Source organism: Neotabrizicola paludis, assembly GCF_044142105.1.
Classification (GTDB): Bacteria; Pseudomonadota; Alphaproteobacteria; order Rhodobacterales; family Rhodobacteraceae; genus Pseudogemmobacter.
In genome coordinates this window covers 238,772-253,030 of record NZ_JBGTYM010000002.1, presented here as the reverse complement: position 1 = coordinate 253,030, position 14,259 = coordinate 238,772, and the positions used below count along the sequence as shown (strand labels likewise).

Genomic DNA, 14,259 nt, shown 5'->3' with positions numbered 1-14,259 from the left:
CCTTACCCCTCGACGGGCTTCAGCACGCCGCCATCCAGGGCCGCCTGCAACTCGACCGGGTCCACCCCGCCATCGGCGTTGGTGTCGATGGCGCCGAACCCATCTTCGGTCAGATCCGGCCAGACCGTCTGCAATTCGACCAGCGACCAGACACCATTGCCATCGGTATCCTCGACCGCCGGCAGCGTCTGGGCGAAGGCGGCGCCCGCAAGGCCAAGGGGCAGGATCAGGGCTGCGATGCGTTTCATGTCTTTCTCCTTTCGATTGAGGGGGCCGCTGCTGCGATCCCCTTTCGCGTGCCGGCGGGTGACTGTCCCGACCGGGCTGCCCAACTGATCTGGACCGGGGTGGTGACCATTTCCAGTCCGGTCTGAATCGGGCGGATTTCCCCCGCCGGGATAGGCTGTCCGGGCGGGCACATTCCGCCGAAATCAGTATCTTGGTCCTTTTTCCGCTGAGCCGGACCCGAGTCGTCGGCGCCTCCTGGCCCGGATCCGCCTGCCTTGATCCTGTTTCCCTGCCTTCAACGATCCCCGCAATTACCCCGGATCGGACGCGTCCCTGCCGCGGTTCCGCCCGAATTGGACGCCAATCCTCGTCCATTGCCTCGCATCTGCTGCTGCCATGGGGAACTTGAATGGACCGTCTGACCGAAATGGAAGCCTTCGCCACCGTGGTGGATCAAGGTGGCTTCACGGATGCGGCCAAGAAGATGGGCATTTCGAAATCTGCCGTTTCGAAACATGTCTCTGCGCTTGAGGCCCGTCTGGGCGCACGTCTTCTGAACCGGACCACCCGCCGCGTCTCGCCCACCGAGATCGGGCTTGCCTATTACGACCGCGCCCGCCGCGTCCTGAACGATGCCGGAGAGGCGGATGCGCTGGTCACCTCGATGCAATCGGCCCCTTCGGGCCTGCTGCGCATCTCGGTCGCCACCGATTTCGGCGTGAACCTCCTCTCGCCGATCCTGGGGGATTTCCTGCTGGAATATCCCGAGATCACCGTGAACATGGTGCTGAACAACCGCTATGTGGAACTGATCAGCGAAGGCTTCGACATGGCGATCCGCGTGGGCGAGCTGGAAGACAGCTCGCTTCGCGCCCGGAAACTGACCGAGACCACCAAGCGCATGATCGGCAGCCCGGCCTATTTCCAGAAATACGGCCGCCCGATGAAGATCGATGACCTGAACGAGCACAAGCTTCTGCATTACTCGAATCAGGCCAATGGCAATGTCTGGAAGATCACCGCTCCCTCGGGCGAAAAGCGCCAGGTCCGCTCGAACGGCTGGCTCACGGTGAATGACGGCCAATCGCTGTTGAACGCCGCCATTGCCGGTCTGGGCATCGCCTTCCTGCCCTCGTTCCTTTACGCCGAGGCCATGCGCAAGGGCGAAGTGGAAGAGGCCGTGCCGGGCCTGCCGACCGAGGTTCTTGGCATCTATGCCGTCTACCCGCCGGGCCGCTTCACCCAGCCCAAGGTCCGCGCCTTTATCGACTTCCTGGCCCGCCGCTTCATCGACAAGGGGCCGGACAAGTGGTGAAACCGGGCGCGACGCCCTGATCTGCTGGGAAAATCAGAATTTCGTCAAAGGGTCGGGGCCGGAACAGCCTCGACCCTTCGGTTTTGGCGGCGGCCCTCATCGGTCAGATTCGTGGCGCGCGGCGCCAGCGGCCCCACCCCTGCGGCCGTGACCTGCGCACCCTTCACGCCGAATTTCTGCATCAGCACCTGCCGCACCGCCTCAGCCCGCCGCTCGGACAGGGCGACATTGGCCTTCAGGCCGCCCGATGCGTCGGAATGGCCAACCAGCGCCAGGCTGCGCGCGGCATCGGCCCCCAGCCAATCGGCCAGCGCCTGCAATGACGGGTAGTCGCCCTCCAGCAGCGCCGCCGATCCCGAGGCGAACGCCAGATCTTCCAGCACGACGGGCAGCCCGGCATCGAGCCGTGACACCACGTCCTGCGGCGCGGCTGCGTTGTCGGTCGCCGTCGGATCGACCGGCGCGATGGGGGAAACCGGCACGACCGGCTCCGGGGGTACGGCATCCGGCACAGCGGGCAGGCTCGGGTCGTCCGCCGCCGGTCGCGGCAGCAGCTCGGGCCCGACGCTGATCACCTGGACAAAGCCGAAATCGGCGGCGCGGCTGACCAGCAGGCTGACCGCCTCATCGCCCTTGCGCGCCGAGAGGAAACGGAAATCGCCCAGATCGACATGCATCGCCGGCTCGTCCATCACCTGCGTCGCAAAGCGAAAGTCAAAGCCACCGCAGGCCTCCGCCGCGCAATCCAGCACCACCTCATATCCCTCCGCGACCAGTTGGTCGCGCAGCGGTGCCATCAGATCCAGAAGCGAGGCGCCCGGCGCATCCAGCCGATAGGCGCGGCGGTCCACCATGCCCTCGATCATCTCCACCGGCAGGGTCGCGCCGTCAAAGCCTGCGATCGGCAGCGGATAGGCCTGATGCGCGGCGGGCAGGGCAGTGGCCGACAGGACGGGATAGGGCAGCGCCAGTTCGGGCGGCGCGGCACGGGCCGGCGTCAGGGCAAGACCGAGGGCAAGGCAGGCAAGGGCAGGCACGAGGGGCTGGGGCAAGGGCGGGCCTTCGGAACGGGCGGCGCGCGGGAAGGACGCGCTCACCGGACGCGATAATGGTAGTTGGTGACCGGCGCCATGCCGAGCCCCTCATACAGCGCCCTTGCGGCAAGGTTCCGCTCTGTCACCGCCAGCGACAGCCGCCGCGCCCCCTGCGCCGCCGCGAAACCCGCCGCCGCCTGCATCAGATGCCGCCCGATCCCCCGGCGCCGAAAGCTCTCGCGCACCTCGACCGCATGGATCATCGCCTCATCCCCGACGCAGGCAAGATAGGCTACCCCCGCCGGGCGGTCCCCCGCCCGCGCCAGGATCGCGGCCTTCGCCCCGTCGGCCCGTTCCATCACCGCGATCCTTCCGGCGCCGATCCCGGCCTCGGCCCAGATCGTCCGGGCGACCTCGAGCGGCGGCCAATGGGCAAAAGCAGCCAGGGGCGGCAGCTCCGCCACCAGCCCCTCGACCGGCGCGGCATAGGCGACGACCGGATCGTGCCGCCGATAGCCCCGCGCCTCGAGCGCCGCATCCAGCGCCGCCTCGCCCGGCCGGATCAGGAACAGGGGCGCCGCCATCGCGGCCTCCGCCGCCGCAAGATCGGCCTCGCCCCACGCCCCCTCCGCCGTGGCGGCCGAGACCCGCTGCCCGCCGCCCGCGCCATCGCGCAGCAGGAACGGGCCACAGCGGCGCAGCCCTGCCGCGGGCCAGCTCGCCTCCATCGCGGCGAAGAACCAGTCGGCGCCCCCGCTCATGCGACCAACGCCGAAAGTTCCTGCATCGCCGCCGCCAGCCGCCCCGGATCGGTGCCGCGGATCACCAGATTCGTGCCATAGGCCCCGTTCTGGTTGAACGGATAGGACCCCATCGACAGGTCTGGATAGCGCGCCGCCAATTCCCCGAACGGCGTCGCGATCTCGCCCTCGCCCCGCATCACCCGCAGGGATTGGCTCAACAGCGGCGCCCCTCCGGTCAGCCCCGGCAGGACGGAGGCCAGCATCGCCTCGAAAATCATCGGCACCCCAGCCATGACATGGACATTGCCGATGGTGAAGCCCGGCGCGACCGAGATCGGGTTGTCGATCAGCGCCGCCCCGTCCGGGATCCGCGCCATGCGCTGCCGTGCGGCGTTGAATTCCATCCCCTGCCGGTCGTAATGCGCCTGCAACAGGGCCATCGCATCGGCACGGTGCCCGATCCTTGCCCCCATCGCCTCGGCCACCGCATCGGCAGTGATATCGTCGTGGGTCGGCCCGATCCCGCCCGAGGTGAACACGTGATCCACCGCCGCCGACAGCGTCCGCACCGCCGCCACGATGGCCGCATGGTCATCGGCCACCACCCGCGCCTCGACCAGGTCGATCCCAGCCCGGGTCAGCGCCTGCGCCAGATAATGCAGGTTCGAATCGCGGGTCCGGCCCGAAAGGATCTCGTCCCCGATCACCAGCATCGCCGCCCTTGGATTCGCCATTCCGCCTCTCCTCACGCCTCTCCCCCCTGCTATAGCGTCCCGCCTGCGGCAATCCAACCACCTGCGCCTCTGGCCTTTTCCGCCTTCAGCGCCTATGTAGGGTCGCCGAAAGAGAGGCCCCGATGGACGAGACCCGCGCCCGCATCACCCGCGAAGGCATCCGCATCTATGAAGACGCGGATTTCGCCGGAATGCGCGTGGCGGGCCAGGTCGCGGCGGAAATCCTCGATGCCGTCGCGCCCCTGGTCAAACCCGGCGCCACCACCGCCGACATCGACGCCTTCATCACCGAGGAGATCGCCCGCCGCGGCGTGATCTCGGCGACGATCGGCTACAAGGGCTACCAGCACGCCTCCTGCATCTCGGTCAACCATGTGGTCTGCCACGGCATCCCCGGCGCCAAGGTGCTGGGCGATGGCGATATCCTGAACATCGACGTCACCGTGATCGTCGATGGCTGGTATGGCGACACCAGCCGGATGTATGTGGCGGGCGCCCTGCCGCGCAAGGCCGAGCGGCTGATCGAGGTCACGCATGAGGCGCTGATGCGCGGCATCGCCGCGGTCAAGCCGGGCAACACCTTCGGCGATATCGGCCATGCCATCCAATCCTTTGTCGAGCAGAACCGCATGTCGGTGGTGCGCGACTTCTGCGGCCACGGCCTGGGCCGCGTCTTCCACGCGCCCCCGAACGTGCTGCATTACGGCCGCGCCGGCACCGGCCCGGTGCTGGAAGAGGGCATGTTCTTCACCATCGAGCCGATGGTGAACCTCGGCCGCCCCGAGACCAAGGTCCTGGCCGACGACTGGACCGCCGTGACCCGCGACAAGTCGCTCTCAGCGCAATACGAACATTCGGTCGGCGTGACGGCGACAGGGTGCGAGATCTTCACCGGATCGCCGGGCGGAAAGTTCTTTCGCACCTGGGAGTGAGGGGGGGTCGCTGGGCGACACCTCGGAACGGCCAGTCACAGCGCGCGGCGCATCGGGCCGGGTCACGCTATTTCATCCGGAGAGTCAGTGAGCCGTCGTGCATTCGCCCGTGCCGCCGATGCCTCCTTCACGCGTGCATTTCTTGTCCGGCTCGGCGACCTGCGGTGTGCATGCGACAACCGCCAGCAGCGCAAAGAGTGCTATTGCCTTACGGATCATCCGACTTTGCCTCTCTCTTCCGGTCATGGAAAAAATAGCCCCCCGCCCGAAATCGATATGGACCATCCTCCGTATCCGGCAGGGCTCGGGCCATGGTATCCAACTCTTTGAGTGTCTGGGTCATCCGGGTTCGGAACCGGGTGTCAAGCTGCTCGACCGCACCGGCGGAAAGGCCTTGGTAATGGACGCCCATGTCATAGTTCCGTTCTGCGTCCGTCACGTTTGAAACGGCGACTTCAAGATGATCGCCGACATTGTCCGCAAGATAGGCCAACTGGTCATTTGATCCGGGAAGCGGTTGATAACTCCGTGTGTTCAGAATGACCTTGCCTCCGATTTCGGTGACCGCACCAATTTCTATCAGGACATCCAGGAAGGTTCGTGGATGGACATCCTTCCGAACTGAGCGCGCGAGAGTGGCAAAACTTGCCCCGTCGCCCTGAACCGGGATCCCCTCAGGGTCATAGTCCGGATCGTTCGACCAAAGCGCGATGATCTCGGCCAGAGGTTGACGTTGGTAGGGTTGACCCGCGGATTCGCCGCGCAAGCGAACGATATCGCGGCGCTGCAGCCCGGTCATGATGCTGACCTTGCTGTCCGTCACTTCACCATCGCAAAGCGCAACCGCAGCCTCGACATAGGCGCGCCGAAGCCGTTGCTCAAGAACCGGAAACAGCCAGCCCTTTCGGATGGCAAGCCGGGCGAGTGGGCGGAGGATCGGGTCGAGCCAATGCATGTGTGCATTTTGCACATTTCTATTGACTCAGCAAGAGCGGAATGAGATGTGCAAATTGCACACTAAATTTGGGTCTCAACTTGATGGATCGGAGAACACCAATGAAAATCCTGGCGCTAGCCATTTCCATCGCGCTGCTTGGCGCATGTTCTTCTCCATATTTTGTTGGCGATGCACCGCCTGTACCGGTGACCACCCAGACCCCGGATCATTTTGAACTGCCGGCGCGCTTTGCCGTTGCGCGTGTTGTCTATGGACAAACACGAGCCGCTGGCGCCGAGGAACAGGTCTTGTGGAAAAATCTGGCAGAGCAATCAGCAAGCCTTGGCAGTTTTTCTCCCCTGATAACCGGCGACCTTGAAGGCTGGCGGATCAGTGAGGGCAAGCTGATCGAGGCCGCGCGCCGACAGAACTACAACTACCTGCTTGTGGTCTGGATGGAGCCCGCAACCGGATCAGCCGATGTCATTCTTCTGGACGTTGGATCGGGCGGGAAGATGGCGACCGCCCAAGCTGTAGCGCCAAGCGGCGGTCAGCACGGTTTCTGGGGCGGTGAAATTCGCAACCCCGCCCGTTTGGAACGCGCCACTTTGAAGATTGCGAAAGCGACAGTCCCGGAGGTCGAAGAACTTCTGCGCGGTATCGTTGAGCGACAACGATGATTGACGGGACAGCCAAAGGCCGAACCGCCGTAGATATTTCCTCTGGCAGCGGAGGCTGCAAGTTCGAACTGGCACTTCTCCTCATGCAAGAAGAGACTGCGCTCTGTCCACATTGCAGTTCTTTGCTCTGAGCGTGGTGCCTCCGCTCCCCGCCCACCTCTACACCCACAGCACACGGCCCTGCCGAGCGGCTCGGCTAAGCCAATCTGCCAGACCTTCGGAAGACAATTGGAAGACCTTTGGAAGACGCGTTCTTCCGTCCTGCCAGACCCGTCCATTTCCCCCGCTGACGATCCACCTTCCAAAGCGCTTTGGAAGCCGTTAACCTCGCCTCAGTCCAAGGGAGGGAATCGGTCATGACGAAGATCCGCGTCACGGTCTGGGGCGAGAATGTCCATGAACGGACCAACGAAACCGTCCGCCAGATCTACCCCAGCGGCATGCACCAGTGCATCGCCGATGCGCTGAACGCGGCGGGCGGCATTGCGGCCACCACGGCGGTGCTCGACCAGCCCGATCAGGGCCTGCCGCCCGGGCGGCTTGAGGAAACCGATGTCCTGATCTGGTGGGGCCATGCCGCGCATGGCGACGTGGACGACGCTTTGGTCGCGCGGATCTGCGATGCGGTCTGGGCGGGCATGGGCGTGATCTTCCTGCACTCCGCCCATTTCTCCAAACCTTTCAAGCACCTGATGGGCACGCCCTGCAACCTTACCTGGCGCGAGGCGGGCGAACGCGAACGGATCTGGCTGACCTCGCGCCACCATCCGATCGCCGCCGGCCTGCCCGACCATTTCGAGCTGGAGCAGGAAGAGATGTATGGCGAACCCTTCGGCATTCCCGAACCGCTGGAGACCGTGTTCATCTCGTGGTTCCAGGGCGGCGAGGTGTTCCGCTCGGGCGTGACCTACAAGCGCGGCGCGGGCAAGGTCTTCTACTTCCGCCCCGGGCATGAAACCTACCCCACCTATCACGACGCCAATATCCAGCGCGTCATCGCCAATGGCGTGCGCTGGGCCTTCAATCCCGAGGCCCGCCTCGCGGCCCCCTCCGCCGCGCCAAACACTCCGGTTGAAAACGCTTTGGAAGCCATCCAGGAGCGCGGCCCCAAACTCCACGCCAAAGGCGAATCTGGCTACAAATGACTGAAAAAACTACAGAAAAACCGATCCGCCTGCTCATCCTCGGCACCGGCGGCATGGCCAACACCCACGCCGAAAACTTCACCGCCATTCCTGGCGTCGAGCTGGTGGCGGGGGTCGACCCCCGCCCCGACCCCCTTGCGGCGTTCTGCAAGACCCACGCCATCCCGCGCGGATTTGCCAATCTCGAAGAGGCCCTTGCCTGGGGTGAATTCGACGCCGCGGCCAATGTGACCCCCGATGCTGCGCATTGCCCGACCACCCTGCCGCTTCTCCTCGCCGGCAAGCATGTGCTGTGCGAAAAACCCCTGGCCACCAATGCCGGCGATGCCGCGACCATGCAGCGCGCCGCCGCGCTGGCGGGCGTGGTGAATATGGTCAACCTCAGCTATCGCAATGTCCCGGCGCTGCAAAAGGCGGCATCGCTGGTGCGCGACGGCGCCATCGGCGCGGTGCGGCATTTCGAGGCCTCCTATCTGCAAAGCTGGCTCACCCAGCCCGCCTGGGGCGACTGGCAGACCGAGCCGCAATGGCTGTGGCGGCTCTCCACCGCGCATGGCTCCAAGGGCGTGCTGGGAGATGTCGGCATCCATATCCTCGACTTCGCCACCTTCATCGCCGGCGAGGCGGCGACCGAGATTTCGGCCCGGCTGGCCACTTTCGACAAGGCGCCTGGCGGGCGGATCGGCGCGTATCGTCTCGACGCCAATGACAGCGTGACCATGCAGCTTCGTCTCGCCGGGGGCGCCCTGGGCACCGTCCATGCCACCCGCTTCGCCACCGGCCACCTGAATGATCTGCGGCTGCGGATCTACGGCACCAAGGGGGGGCTTGAGGTCAGCTTCGAGAATGCCACCAGCATGCTGCGCGCCTGCCTGGGCGACGACCGCCTGACCGCGACCTGGCGGACGGTCGACTGCCCCGACGTGCCGACGATCTACCAGCGTTTCATCGCCGCGATCCGCGGCGAGGGCCGGGCCGAGCCTGATTTCGCCAGCGGCACGGAATTGCAGCGCCTGCTGGACGCCGCCGAACTCAGCGCGGCAGAAGAGGGCAAGGCGCGACGCCCCTAGGTCCGGGGCAACCCGACAGCCTACATCGATTCCAGGCAATGCCGCCGGAAGGCGCGTTTCAGCATGTCCAGCTCGGCCCGCAGCAGATCGATCTCGGCGCGCAGGTCGTCTTCCATGGCGACGCCGGTGATCACGGTGAAATGCGCCAGCGTCTCGCTGCCTGCGCGGATGAGGAAGGTCTGCACCCCCTCGCTCAGCACCTCGGGCGGGATCGGCACCCGCACCGCGCATTCACCCTCGCGCCCCGGCACCGGCATCACCGCGACGCCGGACAGCGGCTTCTCCAGATGCAGCACCTCGATCTTCGGCGCCTGCGCGCCCGCGCCCGAAAGCACGCCCTCCCAGATCCCGGCCCGGATACGCGTCTGCGTCAGCTTCAGGTCGCCCGACATGCTTACAGCTCCGCTCTTGGTCTGCGACTGACCGTCACGTCCCGCAGGATGATCTGGTTCATCTCGGGGCCTTCGAAGATCAGGTCGATCCACAGCTTCTCGATCCGCTTCTCGTTCACCTTGGTATAGGCCAGATCGAATTCGACCATCACCTCTTCCTCGTTCAGCGGCAATTCCCGGACGATCTGCTCGACATTCGGCCCGTGCTTGACGTTGAGCCGGGCAAAGATTTCCAGCGGCTTTTCCATCTCGACGATCACATCCAGCCGGATCAGATGCCGCAGCTTCAGGCCCAGCGCCGCCTCGGGCGGCAGGTCCAGCACCAGCGACAGGAAAGACCCGTCAAAGCGGAACACATCCATGCGAAAGCCAAAGGGCGCCACGTCGGACTGCCGCGAATTGCGGATCTGGCGGACGGTCAGCTCTGATCTGCGGCAATCGTGAAAGATCGTTCCGCCCTCGCAGATCTGGGTACGGCCTGCGACCGAGGACAGGCCCGGCACCGGGATCTTGCCCTTCCAGAGATCGGGTCGCCAGGCCCAGTCGCTGCCGGTGGGCTTGCGGATCGCCGTGGCGCCGATCACCGGCAGGGCCAGCCGGTATTCGGCCTGATGGATGACCCGGTCCAGCTCGCGCCGCATCTGCCGGGCGCGGGCGCGCTGGCTGCGCAGCGCCTCGAGGCTCATCAGCGGGGCGTCTTCGGCCACCCGCGCCCAGCGCGCAAGGACGCGGCGAAAGACCAGCCGGTCCATCAGCTTGTCAAACCGCCCCGCCATCAACCCTGCCTTGCGTCCTTTCGCCGGCATTTGCCGGCATTGTTGAACCACTGGAAACGATTCCCACTAGACTTGAAAAGTCCTGCCAAGCCAAGCCGCCCCAGGCCTCAGCCGCCATTGGCGGCCTCGAAGCCTTTCACCGCTGCATCAAGGATCTTGCGGCCCTGATCGGCGGGCAGGGCCGCCCCCTGCGGTGCCGTGACCGAGATGGTCACCAGCCGCCCCTTCAGCCCCAGGATCGCGCGCCAATATTCACCCGCACGCCGGTCGGCGACCCGCATCACGAAAACCCCGCCCGACACTGCGGCCGATGACACCCTGACCGAGCTGGCCCGGCCGTCACGCGCCAGCGCCGCCCGGCCAAGCGAAGAGGTGAAATAGTCGCTCAGCGCCTTGCCCCCCAGGCCCAGAACCTCGGCCGAGCCCGGCCCTCCCGCTGTCAGGGTGATCAGGGCGGGCGCCGCGGTCGATGCTTCGCTGCATCGCCCCATCAGCACCACGGCGCCATCGGCCGCGTCATGGCTGGCGGCGCGGTCGATGCAATAGCCCTGCGGGGCCATCACCTTCATCTCGCCGCCCAGAAAAGACGCCGCGCGCGGCAAGGCGCCGCCGCTGTCCACCGCCACGCAGCCCGCCAGAAGCGCAAACCCGGCGACCAGACCGATCCATTTCGACATATGCGCGCATACTCCCGGCCGGCGTCCCCGGCCCGGAATATGTGCTGCCATGCGGCCCGGCCCCAGGCAAGGGATGCCTGCGTGCCGGGCCGGAAAATCGTTACGAAACTAAAGCCTCACTGGGAACAATATCGGGGCCCCGACCCAGAGGATCAGGAAACTTACAGCCATCAAGGTGCATATCCGCCATGCGGGAATGCGCCTGCGCCGATACGGGATACGCAACCACTCTTCCATGAACCCCTTATAGCGCATTAGGGCAAACTAATGGCAATGCCTCTGGTTGAAACATGTCGTTTCTGTGGCGAAGCCAATGCCACCCAGAGGCGAGCAAGCCCCGCCCTTCCCCTGCCGCCGCCTTTGCGGTAATTCCCTGCCCGCAGGACTGGCGCACAAGACGGGCGCGCAAGACCGGCGCCCCCGGCGCCGGGCCACAGAAGAAAGACGGATGCGATGAAATTCACCCTCTCCTGGCTTGCCGACCATCTCGACACCACCGCTTCGGTCGATCAGATCGCCGAGGCGCTGACCGATCTGGGCCTTGAGGTCGAGGGCGTCGAGAACCCGGCCGAAGCCCTGGGCGCCTTCCGCATCTGCAAGGTGATCGAGGCGGTTCAGCACCCCAATGCCGACCGGCTGCGCGTCTGCCGTGTGGCGACCTATCCCGGCGGCCCCGGCACGGCGATGGAAGAGATCCAGGTTGTCTGCGGCGCGCCCAATGCCCGCACCGGCCTTGTCGGCGTCTTCGCCCCGCCCGGCACCCATGTCCCCGGCACCGGCGTCGACCTGAAGCCCGGCAATATCCGCGGCGTCGACTCGAACGGGATGCTCTGCTCGGAACGCGAGCTGATGCTGTCCGACGACCATAACGGCATCATCGACCTACCCGAAGACGCGCCGCTCGGCATGCGCTTCATCGACTACAAGGGGCTGAACGACCCGGTGATCGAGATCAAGGTCACCCCGAACCGTCCCGACGCGCTTGGCATCCACGGCATCGCCCGCGATCTGGCGGCACGCGGCCTGGGCAAGCTGAAGCCCATCGCGATCCCGGCGATCGACGGCAGCTTCCCCTCGCCCCTGACGGTGCAGATCGACCCGGCGCTCAAGGAAAAGGGCTGTCCAATCTTCGCTGGCCGCCTGATCTGCGGCGTCAAGAACGGCCCCTCGCCCGATTGGCTGCAAGCGCGGCTCAAGGCGATCGGCCTGCGCCCGATCTCGACGCTGGTCGATATCACCAATTACTTCACCTACAGCTATAACCGCCCCCTGCACGTCTTCGACGCCGACAAGGTGCAGGGCGGCACCCTGCGCATCCACCCCGCCAAGGGCGGCGAAGAGATGCTGGCGCTGGATGGCAAAACCTATCGCCTCTCGCCCGGCCAGATGGCGATTTCCGATGATGCGGGCGTGGAATCGCTTGCTGGCATCATGGGCGGCGAACATTCGGGCTGCACCGAAGAGACGGTCAATGTCTTCCTGGAAAGCGCCTATTGGGATCCGATCACCATCGCCGCCACCGGCCGCGCGCTGAAGATCAACTCGGATGCCCGCTACCGCTTCGAACGCGGCATCGACCCGGCCTTCACCCTGCCCGGACTGGACCTGGCGACGCAGATGGTGCTCGACCTCTGCGGCGGCGAGGCTTCCTCGGTCGCGCTGGATGGCGCCGTGCCGGTCACGACCCGCAGCTACCGGCTGAACCCGGCCCGCGTCATCAGCCTGGTCGGCATGGATATCCCCGAGGCCGAACAGCGCCAGACCCTGACCGCCCTTGGCTTCACCCTGAAGGGCAATGACGCCACCCCGCCCTCGTGGCGGCCCGATGTGCTGGGCGAGGCCGATCTGGTCGAGGAAGTGGCCCGCGTCGCCAGCCTGACCAAGCTGCAAGGCGCGCCGATGAAGCGCAGCCAGCCCGGCGTGCCCAAGCCGATCCTGACCCCGGTGCAGGTGCGCGAAAAGGCGGCGCGGCGGCAGATCGCGGCCTTGGGCTACAATGAATGCGTGACCTACAGCTTCATCGAGGCCAAGGCGGCCTCGCTGTTCGGCGGCGGGTCCGAGGCGGTGCGGGTGGAAAACCCGATCTCCTCCGAGATGACGCATCTGCGCCCTGACCTTCTGCCCGGCCTTCTGGCCGCGGCGGCGCGCAACCAGGCGCGCGGCTTCGCCGATCTGGCGCTGTTCGAGGTCGGCCCCGTCTTCCAGGGCGGCGAGCCGGGCGAGCAACACCTGCAAGCGACCGGCCTTCTGGTCGGCGCCACCGCGCCGCGCGACCCCTATGGCTCGCGCCGCCCGGTCGATGTCTTCGACGCCAAGGCCGATGCCGAGGCGGTTCTGGCCGCCCTTGGCGCGCCCGCCCGGGTCCAGATCAGCCGCAAGGCCGCGGCCTGGTGGCACCCCGGCCGCTCCGGCGTGGTGGGCCTTGGGCCGAACACGCTGGCCACTTATGGCGAGCTGCATCCCCGCGTCCTGCAGGCGATGGGCGTCAAGGGGCCCGCCGTGGCCTTTACCGTCCTGGTGGCCAATGTGCCGTTGCCCAAGGTCAAATCGCCCACCCGTCCTGCGCTGGCGATCAGCGACCTGCAGGCGGTCGAGCGTGATTTCGCCTTTGTCGTCGACGCGGGCGTCGAGGCGCTGACCGCCGTGAACGCCGCCCAGGGCGCCGACAAGGTGCTGATCGAAAGCGTGCGGATCTTTGACCAGTTCACCGGCGACAAGGCCGAGGCGCAGATGGGCGCGGGCAAGAAATCCCTCGCCCTCACCGTGCGGCTGCAACCCGTCGACAAGACCCTGACCGAAGCCGAGATCGAGGCGGTTTCCGCCAAAATCATCGACAAGGTCGCCAAGGCCACCGGCGGCACGCTGCGCGGCTAGATCGCGGCCCACATGTCCTCCCGTGTCCGGCAGGGGAAGACCGGCTTGACGGCACCGCCAAAGCGGTGCTGGCTTCTGCGACACAGAGGAGCCCGCCGCCATGAGTCTTGAAACCTGGATCGCCTTCGTCGCGGCCTCGTCCATCCTGCTGGTCATCCCTGGCCCGACCATTCTTCTGGTCGTCTCCTATGCGCTGGGCCAGGGCTGGCGCGCGGCCCTGCCGCTGTCCATCGGCGTCGCCCTGGGCGATTTCACCGCCATGACCCTGTCCATGCTGGGCATCGGCGCGCTTCTGGCCACATCGGCGACCCTGTTCACGGTGCTCAAACTTCTGGGCGCGGCCTATCTGATCTGGCTGGGGGTAAAGCTCTGGCGCGCCGGGGACGAGATGAAGGTCGAGGCCGTGACCTCGCCCGCCGCCGCAGGCCGGATGACGGCCCATGCCTGGCTGGTGACCGCCCTGAATCCCAAGAGCATCACCTTCTTCGTGGCCTTCCTGCCGCAGTTCCTGGACCACAAGGGCGATTTCTGGACCCAGATGGCGGTCTTCGAAGCGACCTTCCTGACCCTGGCCTTTGCCAATGCCTTCGGCTACGGGCTTGTCGCATCGCGCGCCCGGCGGCTGGTGCGCTCGCCCCGCGTGATCCGCGGGGTCAACCGCACCGGCGGCAGCCTGCTGATCGGGGCAGGCCTTCTGACCGCCACCACCCGCGCCGCCTGAC

15 protein-coding genes are annotated in these 14,259 nt (G+C 66.2%); 7 read left to right on the top strand and 8 right to left on the bottom strand.

Translation table 11 applies throughout. The features are described 5' to 3' along the window. Nucleotides 1–2: 2 nt before the first annotated feature. Nucleotides 3–248, bottom strand: a complete 246-nt coding sequence (locus ACED67_RS06280; RefSeq protein ID WP_395540724.1) for an EF-hand domain-containing protein — start codon at nucleotides 246–248, stop codon at nucleotides 3–5. A gap of 389 nt (nucleotides 249–637) precedes the next feature. Here ACED67_RS06280 and ACED67_RS06275 point away from each other — a divergent pair, with 389 nt between their 5' ends. Next, nucleotides 638–1,543, top strand: coding sequence for a LysR family transcriptional regulator (locus ACED67_RS06275; protein ID WP_395540723.1), 906 nt, complete (start codon nucleotides 638–640; stop codon nucleotides 1,541–1,543). Between the two features lie 44 nt (nucleotides 1,544–1,587). Here ACED67_RS06275 and ACED67_RS06270 read toward each other — a convergent pair whose 3' ends face one another. The 3 genes from ACED67_RS06270 to ACED67_RS06260 are packed head-to-tail and all read right to left on the bottom strand — an operon-like array spanning nucleotide 1,588 to nucleotide 4,054. Beyond that, the gene (locus ACED67_RS06270) at nucleotides 1,588–2,595 is read right to left on the bottom strand and encodes an OmpA family protein (RefSeq protein WP_395540722.1); all 1,008 of its coding nucleotides are present in this window, start codon (nucleotides 2,593–2,595) and stop codon (nucleotides 1,588–1,590) included. A 41-nt stretch (nucleotides 2,596–2,636) separates the two neighbouring features. Continuing rightward, the gene (locus tag ACED67_RS06265; RefSeq protein WP_395540721.1) at nucleotides 2,637–3,338 is read right to left on the bottom strand and encodes a GNAT family N-acetyltransferase; all 702 of its coding nucleotides are present in this window, start codon (nucleotides 3,336–3,338) and stop codon (nucleotides 2,637–2,639) included. Then, nucleotides 3,335–4,054 carry a competence/damage-inducible protein A gene (locus ACED67_RS06260; protein ID WP_395540720.1) on the bottom strand — a complete coding sequence of 240 codons (720 nt, stop codon included), beginning with the start codon at nucleotides 4,052–4,054 and terminating at the stop codon, nucleotides 3,335–3,337. Before ACED67_RS06260 ends, ACED67_RS06265 begins: the two co-directional genes overlap by 4 nt. A 122-nt stretch (nucleotides 4,055–4,176) precedes the next feature. Between ACED67_RS06260 and map the strand changes: the two genes are divergently transcribed. Continuing rightward, nucleotides 4,177–4,986: a type I methionyl aminopeptidase gene (map, locus tag ACED67_RS06255; RefSeq protein ID WP_395540719.1), complete on the top strand. Its 810-nt coding sequence runs from the start codon at nucleotides 4,177–4,179 to the stop codon at nucleotides 4,984–4,986. A gap of 208 nt (nucleotides 4,987–5,194) precedes the next feature. Here the strand turns inward: map and ACED67_RS06250 are convergent, their stop codons facing one another. Further along, nucleotides 5,195–5,941, bottom strand: coding sequence for a DUF6502 family protein (locus ACED67_RS06250; protein ID WP_395540718.1), 747 nt, complete (start codon nucleotides 5,939–5,941; stop codon nucleotides 5,195–5,197). A gap of 101 nt (nucleotides 5,942–6,042) precedes the next feature. On the opposite strand from ACED67_RS06250, the gene ACED67_RS06245 reads away from it, so the two are divergent. The 3 genes from ACED67_RS06245 to ACED67_RS06235 all read left to right on the top strand — a co-directional run bounded on the left by ACED67_RS06245 (nucleotide 6,043) and on the right by ACED67_RS06235 (nucleotide 8,818). Next, nucleotides 6,043–6,603: a hypothetical protein gene (locus ACED67_RS06245; protein WP_395540717.1), complete on the top strand. Its 561-nt coding sequence runs from the start codon at nucleotides 6,043–6,045 to the stop codon at nucleotides 6,601–6,603. A 356-nt stretch (nucleotides 6,604–6,959) separates the two neighbouring features. Then, nucleotides 6,960–7,748: a ThuA domain-containing protein gene (locus ACED67_RS06240; RefSeq protein WP_395540716.1), complete on the top strand. Its 789-nt coding sequence runs from the start codon at nucleotides 6,960–6,962 to the stop codon at nucleotides 7,746–7,748. Next, nucleotides 7,745–8,818, top strand: a complete 1,074-nt coding sequence (locus ACED67_RS06235) for a Gfo/Idh/MocA family protein (RefSeq protein WP_395540715.1) — start codon at nucleotides 7,745–7,747, stop codon at nucleotides 8,816–8,818. Before ACED67_RS06240 ends, ACED67_RS06235 begins: the two co-directional genes overlap by 4 nt. 20 nt (nucleotides 8,819–8,838) lie before the next feature. Here ACED67_RS06235 and ACED67_RS06230 read toward each other — a convergent pair whose 3' ends face one another. The 3 genes from ACED67_RS06230 to ACED67_RS06220 form a co-directional block, all read right to left on the bottom strand. Continuing rightward, entirely contained in the window at nucleotides 8,839–9,210 is a 372-nt protein-coding gene (locus ACED67_RS06230) for a hypothetical protein (protein WP_395540714.1), read from the bottom strand. A gap of 2 nt (nucleotides 9,211–9,212) precedes the next feature. Continuing rightward, on the bottom strand, nucleotides 9,213–9,986 hold the full coding sequence (locus ACED67_RS06225; RefSeq protein ID WP_395540713.1) for a DUF6478 family protein: 774 nt from the start codon (nucleotides 9,984–9,986) through the stop codon (nucleotides 9,213–9,215). Between the two features lie 107 nt (nucleotides 9,987–10,093). Then, nucleotides 10,094–10,663 (bottom strand): cation transport ATPase, encoded by a 570-nt coding sequence (locus tag ACED67_RS06220; RefSeq protein ID WP_395540712.1) that lies wholly within the window; start codon nucleotides 10,661–10,663, stop codon nucleotides 10,094–10,096. Between the two features lie 453 nt (nucleotides 10,664–11,116). On the opposite strand from ACED67_RS06220, the gene pheT reads away from it, so the two are divergent. Both pheT and ACED67_RS06210 read left to right on the top strand, forming a co-directional pair. Next, nucleotides 11,117–13,537 (top strand): phenylalanine--tRNA ligase subunit beta, encoded by a 2,421-nt coding sequence (pheT, locus tag ACED67_RS06215; protein WP_395540711.1) that lies wholly within the window; start codon nucleotides 11,117–11,119, stop codon nucleotides 13,535–13,537. A gap of 100 nt (nucleotides 13,538–13,637) precedes the next feature. Continuing rightward, nucleotides 13,638–14,258, top strand: coding sequence for a LysE family translocator (locus ACED67_RS06210; RefSeq protein WP_395540710.1), 621 nt, complete (start codon nucleotides 13,638–13,640; stop codon nucleotides 14,256–14,258). Nucleotide 14,259 lies beyond the last annotated feature (1 nt).

Excerpts from the sequence above, each read along its gene's own strand:
- ACED67_RS06275 (WP_395540723.1), top strand. The coding sequence starts at position 638 with ATGGACCGTCTGACCGAAATGGAAGCCTTCGCCACCGTGGTGGATCAA.
- map (WP_395540719.1), top strand. The coding sequence starts at position 4,177 with ATGGACGAGACCCGCGCCCGCATCACCCGCGAAGGCATCCGCATCTAT.
- ACED67_RS06260 (WP_395540720.1), bottom strand. The coding sequence starts at position 4,054 with ATGGCGAATCCAAGGGCGGCGATGCTGGTGATCGGGGACGAGATCCTT.
- ACED67_RS06210 (WP_395540710.1), top strand. The coding sequence starts at position 13,638 with ATGAGTCTTGAAACCTGGATCGCCTTCGTCGCGGCCTCGTCCATCCTG.
- ACED67_RS06245 (WP_395540717.1), top strand. The coding sequence starts at position 6,043 with ATGAAAATCCTGGCGCTAGCCATTTCCATCGCGCTGCTTGGCGCATGT.
- ACED67_RS06240 (WP_395540716.1), top strand. The coding sequence starts at position 6,960 with ATGACGAAGATCCGCGTCACGGTCTGGGGCGAGAATGTCCATGAACGG.
- ACED67_RS06225 (WP_395540713.1), bottom strand. The coding sequence starts at position 9,986 with ATGGCGGGGCGGTTTGACAAGCTGATGGACCGGCTGGTCTTTCGCCGC.
- ACED67_RS06250 (WP_395540718.1), bottom strand. The coding sequence starts at position 5,941 with ATGCATTGGCTCGACCCGATCCTCCGCCCACTCGCCCGGCTTGCCATC.
- ACED67_RS06235 (WP_395540715.1), top strand. The coding sequence starts at position 7,745 with ATGACTGAAAAAACTACAGAAAAACCGATCCGCCTGCTCATCCTCGGC.
- pheT (WP_395540711.1), top strand. The coding sequence starts at position 11,117 with ATGAAATTCACCCTCTCCTGGCTTGCCGACCATCTCGACACCACCGCT.
- ACED67_RS06265 (WP_395540721.1), bottom strand. The coding sequence starts at position 3,338 with ATGAGCGGGGGCGCCGACTGGTTCTTCGCCGCGATGGAGGCGAGCTGG.
- ACED67_RS06230 (WP_395540714.1), bottom strand. The coding sequence starts at position 9,210 with ATGTCGGGCGACCTGAAGCTGACGCAGACGCGTATCCGGGCCGGGATC.
- ACED67_RS06220 (WP_395540712.1), bottom strand. The coding sequence starts at position 10,663 with ATGTCGAAATGGATCGGTCTGGTCGCCGGGTTTGCGCTTCTGGCGGGC.
- ACED67_RS06280 (WP_395540724.1), bottom strand. The coding sequence starts at position 248 with ATGAAACGCATCGCAGCCCTGATCCTGCCCCTTGGCCTTGCGGGCGCC.